Here is an 18,245-nt window from a genome sequence, read left to right on the forward strand (position 1 = left end):
CGGCTCTGAAGCAGACCAGCGCGAAGGTGCTGACCGGCGACCAGGTGTCCTACGACCACCTCGACCTGAACTTCGGTTCGAAGGTGTTCGCCGACGCGAAGGTCCGTGAGGCGTTCCTGAAGACGATCCCGCGTCAGCAGATCCTCGACTCGATCGTCACCCCGGTGAACCCGAAGGCGGAGATCCTGAACTCGCAGATCTGGCTGCCCAGCCAGTCGGACTACAAGGCCTCGGTCGAGCAGAACGGTTCGGACAAGTACTCCAAGGTCGACATCGAGGGGGCCAAGACGCTGCTCGCCGGCGCGACCCCGACGATCCGCATCCTGTACAACACGAACAACCCGAACCGTGTCGACGAATTCCAGGCCATCCAGGCCTCGGCGTCGAAGGCCGGCTTCAAGATCGTGGACGCCGGATCGCCCGACTGGAGCACCCTGCTCCCCGGCGGCAACTACGACGCATCGCTCTTCGGCTGGATCAGCCCGGGTGCCGGTACGTCGCAGATCCCGCAGCTGTTCACGACCGGTGGTGGCGGTAACTACAACCGTTACAACGCCATGAACGACGTCGCTGTCCAGACGCAGACCACGGTCGACAAGAGCGAGCTGGTCAAGCTCGAGCAGCAGATCGACAAGGCCACGTTCTCCGACGGCTACGGCCTGCCGCTGTTCCAGCTCCCCGGTGTGTTCGGTGTCAACGCCCGTATCGACGGTGCGAAGTACATGGGCAACCAGACCGGACCCTTCTGGAACTTCTGGGAGTGGTCGGTCAAGTCCAGCAAGAAGTAACAACACCACAGTGATGGGTGCCCGGGTGAACCCCGGGCACCCATTCTGCGGGCGGGGCGCCGGCCTGGTCGGCGCCCCGTATCATGTAACGGTGGACGAGACCCGTCCAGCCATTCCCGAAACGCGCCCCCGCCGGGTCATCCGCTCGGCCGCCCCCCCAACCGGGCGCGTTGTGTCAGTGAGGTTTTCAACCTATGGCGAGTTTCATCCTGAGACGCCTTCTGGTCTCGGTGCTCATCATCATCGCCGCATCGTTCCTGATGTACATGCTGGTCGCGTACAGCGCAGACCCGCTCAAGGACCTGCGCGACAGTAGTTCTCCCAACAAAGCGAACCTGATCAACGCCCGCGTGGAGTTGCTTCAGCTCGACGTCCCGCCGCCGTTGCGCTGGCTCTTCTGGCTCGGTGGAGCGGCCAAGTGCCTCATCCCCTTCGCCAACGCCTGCGACCTCGGCTCCACCATCTCGCGCGCGCAGGTGGTCGACATCCTCCCTCAGGCGCTGGGATCGACCGTGCAGCTCGTCACGCTCGCGCTCGTCCTCGCCATCCTGCTCGGTGTCACCATCGGTATCGTCACCGCCCTTCGCCAGTACAGCGGACTCGACAACGTCGTCACGTTCCTCAGCTTCTTCCTGTACTCGCTCCCGGCGTTCCTCGTCGCCGTGCTCCTCAAGGAGTTCGTCGCGATCGACTTCAACGACTTCCTGGTCGATCCGGTGATCCAATGGTGGGTCGCAGGGTTGATAGGCCTCGTCGCGGGCCTGATCTGGCAATCGTTGATCGGCGGAGACGCGCGTCGCCGTCTCACCACGTTCCTGATCTCGGGAGTCGCCACCGCCGGCGTGCTCCTGCTGATGAGCGCGACCGACTGGTTCCTGCACCCCGGCCTCGGCCCGGTGGTCATGATCATCCTGGTCGCGGCCGTTGTGATCGGGACGACCGCGCTGGTCTCCGGCCTGCAGAACCGCAAGGCGCTGCTCACCGCGATCATCAACGGCGCGATCACGATCGTCTGCTACTTCGCGCTGCAGCCGCTGTTCAACGTGTCTTCGGTGGCGACCATCGTCATCCTGGCGATCGTCGCGATCGTGGTCAGCCTGGCGATCGGGTACTTCGTCGGCGGCTACGACCGCGGGCAGAACATGCGCGTCGGCGTGATCGTCACGATCGTCTCCGGCGCCCTGGTGCTGCTCGACCGCTTCATGCAGGCGTGGCCCACCTACTTCGACGACACCAACGGCCGGCCGATCGCCACCGTCGGCTCGTCGACGCCGGGGCTCGAGGGTGACATCTGGGTGACCGGACTCGACACGTTCACCCACCTCATGCTGCCGACCATCGCGCTGCTCCTGATCTCGTTCGCCTCGTACACCCGCTACTCGCGGGCCGGGATGCTCGAGGTACTCAACCAGGACTTCATCCGCACCGCGCGCGCCAAGGGCCTGCCGGAGCGCACCGTCGTCGTGCGGCACGCGTTCCGCAACATGCTGATCCCGATCACCACCCTCGTCGCGTTCGACGTCGGCGCGCTCCTCGGTGGTGCCATCATCACGGAGCAGGTGTTCGCCATCCCGGGCATGGGCGCGTTGTTCAACGCGGGCCTCAGCCGAGGCGACCTCAACCCCGTCATGGCCTACTTCGTGGTCATCGCCGCGATGGCGATCCTGTTCAACTTCCTCGCGGACCTCGCCTACGCCGCACTCGACCCGAGAGTGAGGGTCCGATAATGTCCAGCACAGAACCGATGATCGCCGATGAGCTGCAGGCGCCGACCGCGCCGCCGGTCAGCCAGGGCCGTCTCATCTGGAAGCGCTTCCTCTCGAACAAGCTTGCCGTCGGCAGCGCCATCCTGTTCATCCTGATCCTGCTGTTCTCGATCAGCGCGATCGGCATCGGCCCGATCCACGGCTGGTGGAAGTACGACTTCAAGGAGCTGAACGACCAGGTCAAGCAGGGCGCGCCCACGTGGGAGCACCCGTTCGGCCAGGACCGGATCGGCAAGGACTACTTCGCCCTCACCATGCGCGGCATCCAGAACTCCGTGCTGGTCATGGTCGTGATCGGTGTGATCGCCAGTGTCGTCGGCGTCGTCGTCGGCGCCATCGCCGGATACTTCCGCGGCGTCACCGACGCCATCCTGATGCGCATCACCGACGTGTTCATCGTCATCCCGGCCCTCGTGATCGGCTCGGTCGTCGGTCACATCTCGGGCGGCCTCGGCGCCCCGGTGCTCGCCGTCATGCTCGGGTTCTTCTCGTGGATGGGCATCGCGCGTCTGGTGCGCGGCGAGTTCCTGTCACTCCGCGAACGCGAGTTCGTCGAAGCGGCCAGGGTCGCCGGCGCGTCCGACATGCGCATCATCTTCAAGCACATCCTGCCGAACGCCATCGGCGTCGTCATCGTGGCCTCGACGCTGATCATGGCCTCGGCCATCCTGCTCGAGACCGCGCTGTCGTTCCTCGGCTACGGCATCCGGCCGCCGGATGTCTCGCTCGGTCTGCTGATCAGCCAGAACGAGTCGGCGTTCCAGACCCGTCCGTGGCTGTTCTGGTGGCCCGGTTCGTTCATCGTGGCGCTGGCGCTGCTCGTCAACTTCGTCGGCGACGGCCTGCGCGACGCGTTCGACCCGCGGCACCGCCGGTTCAACCTGCGCAAGATGCGCGAGGAGGAGCCGGAGCCCGGCGAAGACGACACCCGCGGCCCGCGCACCGGTGCGGCCATCGCGGAGGACGTGCTGTGACCAGCCTCGTCACCGGCCTGCTGCTCGCCTCAGGTGAGCAGCAGGGCGGCGACCGTTCCGCCCAGGAGCACAACCACGCCGGCGATGGTCGCCACGTTCCAGGTCACGACGACCTTCGCCTCGTCGGCGACGCCCACCTCGAGCGCGCCGGTGTCGCGCAGGTGCGTCCAGCGCCGGCGCACGACCTCGGCGGCCTGACCGGACTCCGTGGAGAGCAGATCACCCGGGCGGCGCGCTTCGCTGTCGACGGACGGCCTGCCGGCGCGACCCTTCACCTCGTTGCGGGTGGCGCGCAGAGTGCTGGCGGTCCCCGGGGCGGGCGCGCTCCATACGGAGTAGCGGTGGCCGGGCGTGTAGAGCGTGAGCGCGTATTTCGTGTCGACGTGCACGAGAGCCGGCCACGGGATCTCGATCGTGCGCTCGACGTTGTGCACGGTGATGCCCTCGGGAGCCACGACGAGACGGGGCTGCCAGAGCGCGGCCCACGCCACGAAGGCGAAGAGGGCGCACGGAACCAGGTAGAGCAGGCGCTGATCGTGCACGCTCACGACGAGGGCGACCGCGATCGCGGCAGCGCCCGCCCAGATCAGAACGGCGATGACCCGGTTGAACCGGGAGACGAACACCTCGCGTTCGTCGGTGGAGGTGTACGGCATGACTCCATGCTCTCATCTCCCGTCTCACCGAAACGCGACAGGAGCCGTCGGGCGATCCCCGGCGCCCGCGAAAGGAACACCAACTCATGACCGACACAACCAACGGTCAGGCCGACGTCGTGACCGATGCGCCGGTGCTCGCCGTCCACGACCTCTCGGTCGACTTCGGCGTCGACAACACCTGGATCCCGGCCGCCAAGAAGCTGAACTACTCGATCAAGGCCGGCGAGGTGCTGGCGATCGTCGGCGAGTCCGGCTCCGGCAAGAGTGCGAGCTCGATGGCGATCCTCGACCTCCTGCCGAAGAACTCGCGTGTGCGCGGTTCGATCAAGCTCGAGGGGCGTGAGCTCACCGGGCTGACCCAGCCGCAGATGCGCCGCGTGCGCGGACGCCAGGTCGCCGTGATCTTCCAGGAGCCGATGACGGCGCTGAACCCCGTCTACACGGTCGGTTCGCAGATCGTCGAGACCCTGCGCATCCACTTCGGCATGTCGCCGCACGAGGCCAAGGAGCGCGCCCTCGAGCTGCTCGCCATGGTCGAGCTGCCCGACCCGGTGAAGGCGTACAACTCGTACCCCCACCAGCTCTCGGGTGGTCAGCGGCAGCGCGCGATGATCGCGCAGTCGATCTCCTGCGACCCCAAGCTGCTCATCGCCGATGAGCCGACCACCGCGCTCGACGTGACGGTGCAGGCCGAGATCCTCGAGCTGCTCCGCAGCCTGCGCGACCGGCTCGACAGCGCCATCCTGCTGATCACCCACGACATGGGCGTCGTGGCCGACCTCGCCGACAACATCGTCGTCATGCGCAAGGGCGACATCGTCGAGGGCGGAACCGTCAAAGAGGTCTTCGCGAACCCGAAGCACCCGTACACGATCGCCCTGCTCGACGCCGTTCCCCACCTCGGCCAGCGCGGTGATGAGGAGATCGACACGACGGCTGCCCTGGCTGCCGGCACCGAGAACGCCGACCCCGCGTACGCCGAGCGCATCGCCGTCAACGAGCGCATCGCCCGCGCCGAGCACGAGGCCGCCATCGCCGACCCGCGCACCGTCGTCGTCGACTTCCAGGATGTGGCGATCGAGTACCCGAAGCACGGCCGCGTCCCGGCGTTCCGCGCCGCCAGCAACATCGACCTGCAGATCCACGAGGGCGAGGTCGTCGGCCTCGTGGGCGAGTCCGGTTCGGGCAAGACCACGCTGGGCCGCTCCGCGATCGGCCTCCTGCCGATCCACTCGGGCAAGCTCGTCGTCGCCGGTCAGGACATCAGCAACGCGAACCGGGACGAGATCCGCAAGCTGCACCGCAACGTCGGCATCGTCTTCCAGGACCCGTCGTCGTCGCTGAACCCGCGCCTCCAGATCGCCGACAGCATCGGGGAGCCGCTGCTGCTCGCCAAGGGGCTCAAGGGCAACGCCCTCGCCAAGGAAGTCGACCGTCTTCTCGACAGCGTCGAACTCCCTCGCGCCTACCGCAGCCGGTTCCCGCACGAGCTCTCCGGCGGTCAGAAGCAGCGCGTCGGCATCGCCCGCGCCCTGTCGCTGAAGCCGCAGGTGCTGATCGCCGACGAGCCGACCAGCGCCCTCGACGTGTCGGTGCAGGCTCGTGTGCTCGAGCTCATGCAGCAGCTGCAGAAGGAGATGAACTTCGCCTGCCTGTTCATCACCCACGACCTCGCGGTCATCGACGTGCTCGCCGACCGCATCGCGGTCATGCATCACGGCAACCTGGTCGAGGTCGGGACGCGCAACGAGATCCTGCGCTACCCGAAGGAGGCGTACACGCAGCGTCTGCTCGCTGCGGTGCCGCTGCCGGACCCCGACCAGCAGCGCGCGCGCCGCACCCTGCGCCTGGAGCTGCTCGCTGCAGGCTCGGACGAGGCCGAGACCGTTCCCGCGGTCGACCTGTCGCACGAGCCCGAGCCGCCGGTGGCGCAGGGGCTGTAGCGCCCCGCGTCCGACCGACGCACAACTCCGGAACTCCGGTGCGATTTCGCGCCGGAGTTCCGGAGTTAAGCCCCCAATGACGGCGCGTCGAGTCGGAGTTCCGGAGTTGTGGGAGGGCTTTCGCCGGGTTCCCAGGCGATTCGGGATAGAATGGATCGTTTCCCCCACCACTTCTGACGAGAGTCGAGTCTTCACGCATGTCCGAGAACGCCGTCGCCCACCGCGATGATCTGCGCAATGTCGCAATCGTCGCCCACGTCGACCACGGCAAGACCACGCTGGTCGACGCCATGCTCCGCCAGACCAATTCGTTCTCGGCGCACGAGCATGTCGAAGACCGCGCGATGGACTCGAACGAGCTCGAGCGTGAGAAGGGCATCACGATCCTCGCCAAGAACACGGCGATCTCGTACAACGGCAAGCACGCGGACAACGGTCCGATCACGATCAACGTGATCGACACCCCCGGCCACGCCGACTTCGGTGGCGAGGTGGAGCGCGGTCTGTCCATGGTGGACGGCGTTGTGCTCCTCGTCGACGCGAGCGAGGGCCCGCTGCCGCAGACGCGCTTCGTGCTGCGCAAGGCGCTCGAGGCGAACCTGCCGGTGATCCTGGCCGTCAACAAGACCGACCGCAGCGACGCGCGCATCCAGGAGGTCGTGAGCGAGAGCCAGGACCTGCTCCTCGGCCTGGCGAGCGACCTGGCCGACGATGTGCCCGACCTCGACCTCGACAAGATCCTCGACGTGCCGGTCGTCTACGCGTCCGGTCGTGCCGGCGCCGCGAGCCACAACCAGCCCGCGAACGGCGAGCTTCCCGACAACGATGACCTCGAGCCGCTGTTCGAGGCGATCCTGGAGCACATCCCGGCGCCGTCGTACGACCCCGAGGCGCCGCTGCAGGCGCACGTCACGAACCTCGACGCGTCGCCGTTCCTCGGCCGCCTCGCGCTGCTGCGCATCTTCAACGGCACGCTGAAGAAGGGCCAGACGGTCGCCTGGGTGCGTCACGACGGCGACGTGCACAACGTGCGCGTGACCGAGCTGATGATCACCAAGGCGCTCGACCGCTACCCCGCTGAGAGTGCCGGCCCCGGCGACATCGTCGCCGTCGCCGGATTCGCGGACATCATGATCGGCGACACGCTCGCCGACCCCGAGGACATCCGCCCGCTGCCGGCGATCCACGTGGACGAGCCGGCGATCTCGATGACGATCGGCACGAACACCTCGCCGCTGGTCGGCAAGGTCAAGGGCCACAAGCTCACCGCGCGCATGGTGAAGGACCGCCTCGACCGCGAGCTGGTCGGCAACGTCTCGCTCCGCGTGCTCGACATCGGCCGTCCCGACGCGTGGGAGGTTCAGGGCCGCGGTGAGCTGGCGCTGGCGATCCTCGTCGAGCAGATGCGCCGCGAAGGCTACGAGCTCACCGTCGGCAAGCCGCAGGTGGTCACGAAGCGCGTCGACGGCAAGCTGCAGGAGCCGTACGAGCACCTGACGATCGACGCACCGGAGGAGTACCTCGGAGCGATCACGCAGCTGCTCGCCGCCCGCAAGGGCCGCATGGAGAACATGTCGAACCACGGCACGGGCTGGGTGCGCATGGAGTTCATCGTCCCGTCGCGCGGCCTCATCGGCTTCCGCACGGAGTTCCTGACGACCACGCGCGGCACGGGCATCGCGAACGCGATCTCGCACGGCTACGACGACTGGGCCGGTCAGATCATCACCCGCAGCAACGGCTCGATCGTGGCCGACCGCTCGGGTGTGGTGACGCCGTTCGCGATCATCGCCCTGCAGGAGCGCATGACGTTCTTCGTCCAGCCGACGGAGGAGGTCTACGAGGGCATGGTGATCGGCGAGAACTCGCGCGCCGACGACATGGACGTGAACATCACCAAGGAGAAGAAGCTGACCAACATGCGTCAGTCGACGGCCGACAACTTCGAGTCGATGACTCCGTCGCGCCAGCTGACCCTGGAGGAGAGCCTCGAGTTCGCGCGCGAAGACGAGTGCGTCGAGGTGACGCCCGAGATGGTGCGCATCCGCAAGGTGGAGCTCGACTCGAACGCGCGTGCACGCGCGACGTCGCGGCTGAAGAAGCAGGACCAGAACGCCTGATCCGCGGTCGGGCCGCGAGGCCGGCTGAGGAGATGTGAGAACCCGGTGGCATTCCGAGAGGAAGCCACCGGGTTCTTCGCCGTTCGGGGGCGCCTGGCGATAGGCGACCGGGGGGTTGGGCGAACAGCCGGTTAGTCGAACAGCCCGGCGCCGACGTACGAGCCCTCGCGGGCGCCGGGAGGTACGGCGAAGATCGCCGAGCCGACGTGCTTGAGGTACTCGTTCATGGCGTCGCTGCGTGCGAGCTGCTGCTGGATCGGGATGAACTGCTTGCGCGGATCCCGCTGGAAGGCGATGAAGAACAGCCCGGCGTTCAGCCGGCCGAGCTCGTCGTTGCCGTCGACGAAGTTGTACCCGCGCCGCAGCAGCTGCGCGCCGTCGTTGGTGGTCGGATGCGCGAGCCGCACGTGCGAGTCGGGGTCGATCTTCGTTCCGCCCGACGGGGCGAGGGCGAGGAAGTTGGGCTCGGTGAACTCGGTGCCGCCGGAGAGGGGAGCGCCTTCGCCCTTGTCGCGCCCGATGATGCGCTCCTGCTCGCCGAGCTGCTGCCGGTCCCAGGTCTCGATGACCATCCGGATCTTGCGGGCGACGAGGTACGAACCGCCGTGCATCCATCCGGCGCCGTCGCTGGAGTCGGCCCACACCTGGTCGGCGACGACCGTGGAGTCCTCTGCCTTGATGTTGGCGGTGCCGTCTTTGAACCCGAACAGGTTGCGCGGGGTGGTCTGACTCCGCGTGGTCGAGGAGGTGCGCCCGAAGCCGAGCTGCGACCAGCGGATGGAGGCACGGCCGAAGGCGATGCGAGACAGGTTCCGGATGGCGTGCACGGCCACCTGCGGGTCGTCGCTGCACGCCTGCACGCAGAGGTCGCCGCCGACGTAGGCGTCGAGGAGGGCGTCTCCGGCGAAGTGCGGGAGGTCGACGAGGGCGGACGGGCGTCGGGAGGCGATCCCGAAGCGGTCGCGTCCATCCGTGTCGGTGAACAGGGTGGGCCCGAAACCGATGGTGAGGGTGAGACCGCCGGGCGGCAGGTCCAGGGCTTCTCCGGTGTCATCCGGCGGCGCATCCGCCGGGCCGCTGGCGGGCCCGTACTTGCCGGCCGGCCTGCCCTGGGTCATGCGGGCGGCGGCGACGGTCCAGTCGCGCAGGAGCTCGACGAGCCCATCGCGGTCGAGGTCCGCCGCGACGTCGAACGCGGCGAAGTGCAGGCGATCCTGAGCGGCGGTGGTGATGCCGGACTGGTGCTGTCCGTAGAACGGGTAGGTGTCGGTGGGGTGGGTCGAGGCACCGAGGACGGTGCGGTCGAGCACGACTCCGGCGCCGACGCCGACCAGGCCGGCCCCGACCGTCGCGCCGGCGAGCCCGAGCATTCCCCTTCGGGAGAGCCCGGGCTTGCCGGTGGCGGTGTTCTCGTCGGTCACGCGGATGATGCTATTTGACGATGATGGACGTGAGCTGGCTCAGCGGCTCGCTGAGAGCGTTGACCTCGTCGGACAGCTGCTTGACCTGGGTGGTGCTCAGCTCGGTGTAGCTGACGAAGCCGTCGCCCTTCTTGTACTGGGCGAGGAGCTTCTGGATGGCGGCGAACTCGGTGTCGAGCTTGCTCACGACCTGCTTGCCGGACTGACCCTTGGCCTCGGCGATGTCGCGCACGATGCCGTAGGCCACGTTGGCGCCCTCGACGTTGGCCTGGAAGTCCCAGAGATCGGTGTGCGAGAAGGTCTCTTCTTCGCCGGTGATCTTGCTGCGCGAGACCTCCTCCATCAGGCCGATGGCACCGTTGGAGATCTGGTCGATCGTGAGGGTGAAGTTCTTGGCAGCAACGAGGTCGGAGAGCCGCTGGGTGTCGGCGACGAGCTGCTTGCCGAGGGTGGCGCGCTCCGCGGGGTTCGACGGCGTGAAGCCGGCCGGAGCCCAGAGGTCCTTCTCGATGCGGTGCCAGCCGGTCCAGGTCTGGCCGCTCTCGACGTCGGCCTCGCGCAGGTCGATGGCGGGGTCGATGTCGCCGAACTGCTCGGCGGTCGGCTCGATGCGCTCGTAGAAGGCGCGGGCGGAGGCGTACTGGTTGCGGGCGGCGGTGTCGTCGCCGGCCTCGTAGGCGGCGGCGAACGACGTCGTGGCGTCCAGCAGCTGGCTGGTCTGATCTTTCAGGTAGCCCTTGTAGTTGGTGACGGCGGTGGCGACCTGCTTGGACTCGCTCGCATCGGTGGTGGTGCTCTTCCCCTTCGTCACCGTGAAGGCGGCGAGGTGAGCGGGGGAGCCGGTCATGCCCTTGCGGCAGGCGGTGAAGTAGTCGCCCTCGGTCAGCTGCACGACGTAGTTGACGGTCGTCCCCGGGCCGATGTTCTCCTTCTCGCCCGCGATCCGGAGCTTGTCGCTCGCCAAAATCTCGAACTCGTTGACGTCGGTGCCCTTGTTGGTCACCTGGAAGGTGATCGCGCCGCTCGGGGCGGTCTTCTCCGAGACCGTGCAGGCGGTGTCGGTGAGGGAGACGGCCAGGGCCTCGGCGTCGGCGGAGGCACGGTTGGGGACGCATCCGCTGAGGGCGACGGCGATGGTCGCCGCACCGGCGAGCGTGCCGGTGAGCACGGCGAGGGAACGTCTTCTGGGCATGGCTGTGGTTTCTTCCTCAGTGATTCGGGCTGTGTGGTGGTGTCTGGGGGATGGGGGACAGGATCAGGAGGCGACGGATTCGCCGACCCGCGCTGACGATTTGGCGGTCGTTCGCGACGGTCGCGCCGTCGAGTGGTGCTGGCGCACGTAGAAGAAGGTGACGACGGCGATGTACGCCACCCAGCCGCCCACCTGCAGCCAGGTGGGGGAGGGATTGAAGTTGACGATGCCCTGCATCACGGTGCCGTACCAACTGGAGGCCGGGATGACGGTGCTGATGTCGTAGGCGTGCACGCCGGCGCCGGGAAGCACGCCCGCCTCCTGCAGGTCGCCGATGCCATAGGCGAAGACGCCGCCCGCTACCAGGATGAGAAACGCGCCCGTCCAGGTGAAGAAGGTGCCGAGGTTGATCTTCACGAAACCGCGGTACAGCAGGTATCCGAGCACAGTGGCGGTCAGGATGCCGAGCAGAGCGCCGACCGCCGGCTCCCAGCTGCCCCCGACGGAGGCGACGGTGGCCCAGACGAAGAGTGCGGTCTCGATTCCCTCGCGCCCGACGCTCAGCATGGCGAGGATGACCACGCCCCAGCCGGCTCCGAGGAGGGCTGCATCGAGGCGGGTCTGCAGGGTGCTCTTCATCGAACGGGCGGTCTTGCCCATCCAGAAGATCATCCAGGTGACGAAGCCGACCGCGACGACCGAGAGGCCGCCGCCGATGATCTCCTGGGCCTCGAAGCTGAGTCCGTACGGGCCCCAGGTGAGCAGCGCGCCGAGACCGAGCGGGACGACGATCGCGATGCCGACACCGAACCAGAACTTGCGGAGCACATCCTGACGTTTCACCTTGACGATGTAGGCGACGAGGATGCCGACGACGAGGGCTGCTTCGAGGCCTTCGCGGAGGCCGATCAGGTAGTTGGAGAGCACAGAGGACTTCCGGAAGAGGTTCGGGGGATGTTGGTAAGGCTAACCTTACCCATCGACTCTAAGCAACTCTCCGCGGTCTGTCCAGGGCCAGTCGGTAGTATTCGAGAATGCTCAGCCGGGTCGTGACGTACGTGCTCCTGTTCCTCTTCGGCGTCGTCATCGGAGGCGTCGGCACGATCGTGCACCAGACCACGTTCACCGCCGGAATCGCCTGGCCGTGGGCCCTGGTGCTCTCGCTCGTGGCGTACACATCGCTGCTGGTCGGCCTCCGGATGCTCGGCAGCCGCATCCCGGCGCTCATCGCCGCACTCGGCACGATCCTGACGGTGCTGCTCTTCACTCAGAAGAGCGCCGGCGGTTCGGTACTCATCCCGAACAACGTGCTCGGCCAGGTGTGGCTTGCGGCTCCGATCGTGCTGGCGGCCATCGTGCTCGCCTGGCCCGACCTGAGCCGCCGGCGACGCGGAGCCCCGGCCGTCGAAACGGCATAAGCTAGACGAGTACCTCTCGCGAAGGGAAACCCTGCACTGTGACCTACGTCATCGCCCTCCCCTGCGTCGACGTGAAAGACCGGGCCTGCATCGACGAATGCCCGGTCGATTGCATCTACGAGGGCGAACGGTCGCTCTACATCCACCCCGACGAGTGCGTCGACTGCGGTGCCTGCGAGCCGGTGTGCCCGGTGGAGGCGATCTATTACGAAGACGACCTCCCGGAGCAGTGGGCCGACTACTACAAGGCCAACGTGGAGTTCTTCGACGACGTGGGCTCGCCCGGCGGCGCGGCCAAGGTCGGTGTGATCGCCAAGGACCACCCGATCATCGCCGCACTCCCGCCCCAGGCGCACTAGCACCGTGGCGCTGGGAGAGCTTCCCGACTACCCCTGGGACGAGATGGCGCCGTTCGCGGCGCGCGCCAGGGAGCACGCGGGCGGACTGGTCGACCTGTCCATCGGTTCGCCGGTCGACGCGACGCCCGACCTGATCCGCGAGGCACTCGCGGCGGCGACCGACGCGCACGCCTACCCCCAGACCGTCGGCACGCCCGCGCTGCGCGAGGCGATCGTGGAGTGGTTCGCGCGACGACGGGGCGTGACCGGGCTCGGCGTCGACAACGTCCTCCCGACGATCGGCTCCAAGGAGTTCGTCGCCTTCCTCCCGTTCATGCTCGGCCTCGGCGAGGGCGACGCGGTGGTGCATCCACGCGCGGCGTACCCGACGTACGCGATCGGCGCAGCGCTCGCCGGAGCGGATGCGGTCGCCTCCGACGATCCTGCGGAGTGGCCGGAGAACACGCGGCTGATCTGGCTCAACAGCCCGGGCAATCCGGATGGGCGCGTGCTGACGGTCGACGAGCTGCGGGCCGCTGTGGAGCGCGCCCGTGAGCTCGGTGCGGTCATCGCCAGCGACGAGTGCTACGCCGAGCTCGGCTGGGACGCGCCGTGGGACGCGGAACGCATCCCGAGCATCCTGGACCCCCGGGTCATCGGCGACAACCGCCGCAATGTGCTCGCCGTCTACTCGCTCAGCAAGCAGTCGAACCTGGCCGGCTACCGCGCGGCGTTCGTCGCGGGATGCCGAACGGTGCTCGCGCGCCTCCTCAACGTCCGCAAGCACGCCGGGCTGATGCTGCCGGCGCCGTTGCAGGCCGCGATGGTCGTCGCCCTCGGCGATGACCGGCACGTGGACGAGCAACGGGAGCGCTACCGGGCGCGCCGCGCACAACTCAAGCCGGCGCTCGAGGCGGCCGGCTTCCGCATCGACGACAGTGAGGCGGGGCTGTACCTCTGGGCGACCGAGGGCCGGGATGCCTGGGAGACGATCGCCCGCCTGGCCGATCTCGGGATCCTGGCGGGGCCCGGTGTCTTCTACGGCGACGCCTACCCGCAGCACGTGCGTCTCTCGCTGACCGCGACGGACGAACGCATTACCACCGCGGCAGAGCGGCTGCGGTCGCTTGGAGACTCTCTCTAACCACAGCGGCCGCCGTTTGCACGATGCGACAGTTGTCCGAGTCGTTCGTTAGGCTGTATCCGCACGACTTTTTGCAGCGCTGCCACGATCGGCGCGCGAATCACACCAACTACCCAGGAGGCGTTGTGAGCGGACTCGGCACCGAGAAGGCATCGGCGGAGCAGACCCAGCCCGCGCAGCCGCAGCAGACCCCGCCGGCGCAGGCGGAGCAGCCGACGCAGGCCGGCGAGCAGAAGGCGACGCTGACCTTCCCCGGTGGATCCGCGGAGTTCCCGATCCTGTCGAGCACCACGGGTGCGTCGAGCATCGACTTCTCCTCGCTGACCAAGCAGACCGGCCTCACCGGTCTGGACTACGGCTTCGTGAACACGTCGGCCACGCGTTCGGCGATCACCTACATCGACGGCGACGCCGGCATCCTGCGCTACCGCGGTTACCCGATCGAACAGGTCGCCGAGAACTCGACGTTCCTCGAGGTCGCCTGGCTGCTCATCCACGGCGAGCTGCCGACTCCGACCGAGCTGGCGGAGTTCGACGAGCGCATCCGTCGCCACACGCTGCTGCACGAGGATCTGCGCCGCTTCTTCAGCGCGCTGCCCCACGACGCGCACCCCATGTCGGTGCTCTCGAGCGCCGTCTCCGCGCTGTCCACGTTCTACCAGGACTCGCTGAGCGTGCACGATCCCGAGCAGATCGAGCTGTCGACCATCCGGTTGCTGGCCAAGCTCCCGGTGATCGCGGCGTACGCCCACAAGAAGAGCCTGGGGCAGGCGTTCCTGTACCCCGACAACTCCCTGAGCTTCGTCGACAACTTCCTGCGCCTGAACTTCGGCACGATGGCGGAGCCGTACGAGGTGAACCCGGTGCTGTCGAAGGCGCTGGAGCGTCTGCTCATCCTGCACGAGGACCACGAGCAGAACGCGTCGACGTCCACGGTGCGTCTCGTCGGCTCCACGCAGGCCAACCTGTTCGCCTCGGTCTCGGCCGGTATCAACGCGCTCTACGGCCCGCTCCACGGCGGGGCCAACGAGGCGGTCCTCGACATGCTCGCCGGCATCCGCGATTCGGGCGAGAGCGTGCAGAAGTTCGTCGAGCGCGTCAAGAACAAAGAAGAAGGCGTGAAGCTCATGGGCTTCGGGCACCGCGTCTACAAGAATTTCGACCCGCGCGCCCGGCTCGTCAAGCAGAGCGCTGACGAGGTGCTCGCCGCGCTCGGCGTGCACGACCCGCTGCTCGACATCGCCAAGGAGCTCGAAGAAGTCGCGCTGGCAGATCAGTACTTCATCGACCGCAAGCTGTACCCCAACGTCGACTTCTACACCGGCGTGATCTACAAGGCGATGGGCTTCCCGACGCGCATGTTCACCGTGCTGTTCGCGATCGGCCGGCTGCCGGGCTGGATCGCCCACTGGCGCGAGATGAACACCGACCCGGCCACCAAGATCGGCCGTCCCCAGCAGCTGTACATCGGCAGCGACGAGCGGTCCTGGCCGACGAGCCGCTGAGCGACGGGACAGCGACGATGAGCGATGACATCACGGGCGGACCCGACGCGGACGCCGACGAGACGCACGGCACCGACGAGATCGCCGGTGTGAGCATCGAGCTCTCGAACGACGAGGCGCTCGTGCTGTTCGAGTGGCTCGCCCACCGCGACGAGGCCGGCGATCTGCCGCTCGAGGACGCGGCCGAGCAGCGCGTGCTCTCCGACATCCACGCCGGGCTCGAGATCGCTCTCGAAGACGCGCTCAGCCCGGAGTACGCCGAGTTGCTGGCCGCCGCGCGCAAGAACGTCCGCGACGCGCCTCAGTAGTCCACCGGACGCTGCAACAAGCGTTGCGCGTCAGCCGGTGGGACGGAGCGTGAGCGTCTTGTCGACCGTTTTCGCCACGGCTGCGGCGCTGAACGGCCATGGACGCGTCTTGTTCGTCTGCCAGAGCGGAGTCTGGTCGGTGTAGTTCGGATTGAAGGCGTGGCCTGAGGCTCCCGTGAGGTTGACCCACGTGCTCTTGTCGAAGTCCGAGAGGTCGATGACCTGCCGCATCGACGGCACCCAGTCCACCTGATAGCCCACCGACGCGTCCCAGCCGACGGCATCCACCACGCTCGAGCTGCCGCCGACCGGATACGGCCCCCGGTTGAACAGCCACTCGATCGGCGCGATGCCGGAGGTGCCGAAGCTCGCATTCGTCAGCTCGATGGTGTGGATGCGATCCCACCGCCAGTTCGACGAGTCCCCGCCCATCAGCCGCGTGGCTTCCGCCCAGGCCTGATCGGCGACGTGGGCGAACATCTCGTCGCGGCTCGTCACGCCGAGCTTGGCGTCGGTCCACCACGGGGAGTCCGGCTGCGCGGCGAGGTTCTGCACGACGGCGAACCAGCGGTCGCCACCGGCCGGGGGAGCGGACGCCGGGAGCTTGCGCCCGAAGGCATCCGCGAGCAGGGTGCGCCAGAAGATGTTGAAGTACGCGGCAGCGGCGCTGTCGGCGTCGTCGTGGTAGTCCCACCCGGCGAGCAGCCGCGCGCCGCGCGCGGTGCCGGAAGAGGGATCCTGATCGGCGGCGACGGCACGCAGAATGGGAGCGAGGTCGGCGGCGATGGCGTCGTACGTGTCGGCCTGCACGGCGCTGAATTCGGCGGCGGTGACCTTCTTGCCGGAGGCGAGCAGGTCCTTGAGTCGCAGCAGGATCTGGTTGGCGCGGTAGCCGTACTCCCAGTCGCGGGTGATCAGGTACGGGAATCCCGAGCCGACGGCCGCATTGTTGGCGGTGACGATGTATCCGCTCGGCGGGTTGTACACCGACGGCAGCGCATCGTACGGGATATAGCCCTTCCAGCCGTACGCGCTCGTCCAGCCGGGCACCGGAACGGTCCCGTCTCCGCGCGCGCGAACGGGGATCGCTCCCGGCGCTTGATAGCCGATGTTGCCGTCGACGTCGGCGTACACGAGGTTCTGCGACGGCACCTGGAACGATGCGGCCGCGGCGCGGAAGCTCGCCCAGTTCGTCGCGCGGTCGAAGGCGAAGATCGCCCCCGGTGTCGGCCCAGGCGTGAGCGCCGTCCACTCGAGCGACAACTGGAACTTCTGCGCGGGAACCTGGAGCTTGCCCGCCTGGTCTTTGGCGATCGCGCCGAAGCCGTCGCTCAGGTCGGTGACGATCGGCCCGTGCCTCGTCGAGCGCACGGTGAGGTGCACAGGCTCGCCGCCGGCGACCTCGATCGTCTCCTTCCTGATGGTCAGGGGGACCTGTTTGCCGTCGTATTCGTAGGTGGTGCCCGTCACCTTCTCCTCGTAGAGGTCGGCGACATCGGGACCGAGGTTGGTGAACCCCCAGGCGATGCGATCGTTGTGGCCGATGACGACGCCGGGGAGTCCGGAGAAGCTGAAGCCGGCGACATCGTACGGGCACGCAGCGTTCACGGTGCGGCAGTGCAGCCCGACCTGGTACCAGACCGACGGCATCGCAGCGCCGAGGTGCGGGTCGTTCGCCAGCAACGGTTTACCGCTCGCCGTGTGGGCGCCGGAGACCACCCACGAGTTCGAGCCGATGTCGTTCCCGGCCGGCCCGAGGAGATTCGGGATCGACTCGAGGGAGGCGGAGAGCCGGGTGAGCGCGGCCGCGTACTCGGGAGGCGTCGCCGGTGCAGGAGCCGCCGACCCGGAACCGGAATCGGCGGCGGTTCCCGACGGCTTCGCATCCGGGGTCGTCGTCGCGGGCGATCCCTGCCCCTCGGCGGTGATGGTCGGGTGCTGGCTGTACGGATACGCGGGATGGAGCTGCGCGATCTGCGCGGCCGAGAGTTTCGTGGAGAGCAGCGCGCGGTCGATCTCGTCTTCGAGGTTCGAGCGGAGGTCCCAGGCCATCGCCTTGAGCCACGAGACGGAGTCGGCCGGTGTCCACGGCTCGGGGGAGTATCCGGGGTTCTGGATGCCCAGCACGGCGTACTCGAGGCTCAGCTCCGCGCCCGAGTGGGTCTTCAGGTAGGCGTTCACGCCGTCCGCATAGTCCTGGTAGTAGCGGAGCGCGGTCTTGTCGAGCTTCTTCACCTCCTGCTCGGCGACGTCGCGCCAGCCGAGGGTGCGGATGAAGGTGTCGGTCGGCACCTGGCTGGCACCGAACAGCTCGGCGAGCCGCCCGGCGGTGACGTGCCGCCGGAAGTCCATCTCCCAGAAGCGGTCCTGAGCGTGCACGAAGCCCTGAGCGCGGAAGAGGTCGTCGGGGGTCGAGGCGGTGATCTGCGGGATGCCGGCGCTGTCGCGCGTGACGGTGACGGAACTGTCGAGACCGGGTACATCGATGCTGCCGGAGGTCTGGGGGAAGGAGCGCATCACGGTCCAGACGCCGAGGCCGCCGGCGATCACCAGAAAGACGAGCAGAACGCCGACGATGACGGCGATGACCCGCAGCACCCGGTGATGCCGCCTGAGGCGCGGTGAGTCGTCCCCCACATCACTCCTTCGGTCGCGGAAGTGCTAGCCAG

15 protein-coding genes are annotated in these 18,245 nt (G+C 67.8%); 10 read left to right on the top strand and 5 right to left on the bottom strand.

Translation table 11 applies throughout. From position 1 onward, the window contains the following. From AC1DB1_RS17305 to AC1DB1_RS17315, 3 genes are all read left to right on the top strand, one after another. A partial coding sequence (locus AC1DB1_RS17305; RefSeq protein ID WP_477201694.1) for an ABC transporter substrate-binding protein occupies positions 1-788 on the top strand: 788 nt, incomplete at its 5' end. Between the two features lie 194 nt (positions 789-982). Continuing rightward, entirely contained in the window at positions 983-2,515 is a 1,533-nt protein-coding gene (locus tag AC1DB1_RS17310; RefSeq protein WP_271176493.1) for an ABC transporter permease, read from the top strand. Next, positions 2,515-3,528 (top strand): ABC transporter permease, encoded by a 1,014-nt coding sequence (locus AC1DB1_RS17315; protein WP_271176492.1) that lies wholly within the window; start codon positions 2,515-2,517, stop codon positions 3,526-3,528. Before AC1DB1_RS17310 ends, AC1DB1_RS17315 begins: the two co-directional genes overlap by 1 nt. A 29-nt stretch (positions 3,529-3,557) precedes the next feature. Here the strand turns inward: AC1DB1_RS17315 and AC1DB1_RS17320 are convergent, their stop codons facing one another. Further along, on the bottom strand, positions 3,558-4,184 hold the full coding sequence (locus AC1DB1_RS17320; protein ID WP_271176491.1) for a PH domain-containing protein: 627 nt from the start codon (positions 4,182-4,184) through the stop codon (positions 3,558-3,560). An 86-nt stretch (positions 4,185-4,270) separates the two neighbouring features. Between AC1DB1_RS17320 and AC1DB1_RS17325 the strand changes: the two genes are divergently transcribed. Together AC1DB1_RS17325 and typA are read left to right on the top strand one after the other, a co-directional pair. Then, a complete protein-coding gene (locus AC1DB1_RS17325; RefSeq protein WP_477201695.1) occupies positions 4,271-6,130 on the top strand; it encodes a dipeptide ABC transporter ATP-binding protein in 1,860 nt (619 codons plus the stop codon). Positions 6,131-6,327: 197 nt separating this feature from the next. After that, the gene (gene typA, locus AC1DB1_RS17330; protein WP_343881876.1) at positions 6,328-8,250 is read left to right on the top strand and encodes a translational GTPase TypA; all 1,923 of its coding nucleotides are present in this window, start codon (positions 6,328-6,330) and stop codon (positions 8,248-8,250) included. Positions 8,251-8,381: 131 nt separating this feature from the next. Here typA and efeB read toward each other — a convergent pair whose 3' ends face one another. The 3 genes from efeB to efeU all read right to left on the bottom strand — a co-directional run bounded on the left by efeB (position 8,382) and on the right by efeU (position 11,790). Further along, the gene (efeB, locus tag AC1DB1_RS17335) at positions 8,382-9,677 is read right to left on the bottom strand and encodes an iron uptake transporter deferrochelatase/peroxidase subunit (protein ID WP_477201814.1); all 1,296 of its coding nucleotides are present in this window, start codon (positions 9,675-9,677) and stop codon (positions 8,382-8,384) included. A 4-nt stretch (positions 9,678-9,681) separates the two neighbouring features. Further along, the gene (gene efeO, locus AC1DB1_RS17340) at positions 9,682-10,863 is read right to left on the bottom strand and encodes an iron uptake system protein EfeO (RefSeq protein ID WP_477201696.1); all 1,182 of its coding nucleotides are present in this window, start codon (positions 10,861-10,863) and stop codon (positions 9,682-9,684) included. Positions 10,864-10,926: 63 nt separating this feature from the next. Next, positions 10,927-11,790, bottom strand: a complete 864-nt coding sequence (gene efeU / locus AC1DB1_RS17345; RefSeq protein WP_477201697.1) for an iron uptake transporter permease EfeU — start codon at positions 11,788-11,790, stop codon at positions 10,927-10,929. Positions 11,791-11,897: 107 nt separating this feature from the next. Here efeU and AC1DB1_RS17350 point away from each other — a divergent pair, with 107 nt between their 5' ends. The 5 genes from AC1DB1_RS17350 (at position 11,898) to AC1DB1_RS17370 (ending at position 15,576) form a co-directional block, all read left to right on the top strand. Next, positions 11,898-12,281, top strand: a complete 384-nt coding sequence (locus AC1DB1_RS17350) for a DUF6113 family protein (protein ID WP_271176484.1) — start codon at positions 11,898-11,900, stop codon at positions 12,279-12,281. A 38-nt stretch (positions 12,282-12,319) separates the two neighbouring features. Then, positions 12,320-12,640, top strand: coding sequence for a ferredoxin (gene fdxA / locus AC1DB1_RS17355; protein ID WP_271176483.1), 321 nt, complete (start codon positions 12,320-12,322; stop codon positions 12,638-12,640). A 4-nt stretch (positions 12,641-12,644) separates the two neighbouring features. After that, on the top strand, positions 12,645-13,763 hold the full coding sequence (gene dapC, locus AC1DB1_RS17360) for a succinyldiaminopimelate transaminase (RefSeq protein WP_477201698.1): 1,119 nt from the start codon (positions 12,645-12,647) through the stop codon (positions 13,761-13,763). A 125-nt stretch (positions 13,764-13,888) separates the two neighbouring features. Further along, positions 13,889-15,268: a citrate synthase gene (locus tag AC1DB1_RS17365; RefSeq protein WP_477201699.1), complete on the top strand. Its 1,380-nt coding sequence runs from the start codon at positions 13,889-13,891 to the stop codon at positions 15,266-15,268. Positions 15,269-15,285: 17 nt separating this feature from the next. Continuing rightward, positions 15,286-15,576 carry a hypothetical protein gene (locus tag AC1DB1_RS17370; RefSeq protein ID WP_477201700.1) on the top strand — a complete coding sequence of 97 codons (291 nt, stop codon included), beginning with the start codon at positions 15,286-15,288 and terminating at the stop codon, positions 15,574-15,576. Positions 15,577-15,606: 30 nt separating this feature from the next. On the opposite strand, the gene AC1DB1_RS17375 is transcribed toward AC1DB1_RS17370, so the two are convergent. After that, positions 15,607-18,213, bottom strand: coding sequence for a penicillin acylase family protein (locus tag AC1DB1_RS17375; protein WP_477201701.1), 2,607 nt, complete (start codon positions 18,211-18,213; stop codon positions 15,607-15,609). Positions 18,214-18,245: the final 32 nt, after the last annotated feature.

This window comes from Leifsonia sp. 10N434, assembly GCF_056394405.1.

Bases quoted from the DNA above. Each gene is read 5' to 3' on its own strand.
- AC1DB1_RS17310 (WP_271176493.1), top strand. From the start codon at position 983: ATGGCGAGTTTCATCCTGAGACGCCTTCTGGTCTCGGTGCTCATCATC.
- AC1DB1_RS17315 (WP_271176492.1), top strand. From the start codon at position 2,515: ATGTCCAGCACAGAACCGATGATCGCCGATGAGCTGCAGGCGCCGACC.
- AC1DB1_RS17320 (WP_271176491.1), bottom strand. From the start codon at position 4,184: ATGCCGTACACCTCCACCGACGAACGCGAGGTGTTCGTCTCCCGGTTC.
- AC1DB1_RS17325 (WP_477201695.1), top strand. From the start codon at position 4,271: ATGACCGACACAACCAACGGTCAGGCCGACGTCGTGACCGATGCGCCG.
- typA (WP_343881876.1), top strand. From the start codon at position 6,328: ATGTCCGAGAACGCCGTCGCCCACCGCGATGATCTGCGCAATGTCGCA.
- efeO (WP_477201696.1), bottom strand. From the start codon at position 10,863: ATGCCCAGAAGACGTTCCCTCGCCGTGCTCACCGGCACGCTCGCCGGT.
- AC1DB1_RS17350 (WP_271176484.1), top strand. From the start codon at position 11,898: ATGCTCAGCCGGGTCGTGACGTACGTGCTCCTGTTCCTCTTCGGCGTC.
- AC1DB1_RS17370 (WP_477201700.1), top strand. From the start codon at position 15,286: ATGAGCGATGACATCACGGGCGGACCCGACGCGGACGCCGACGAGACG.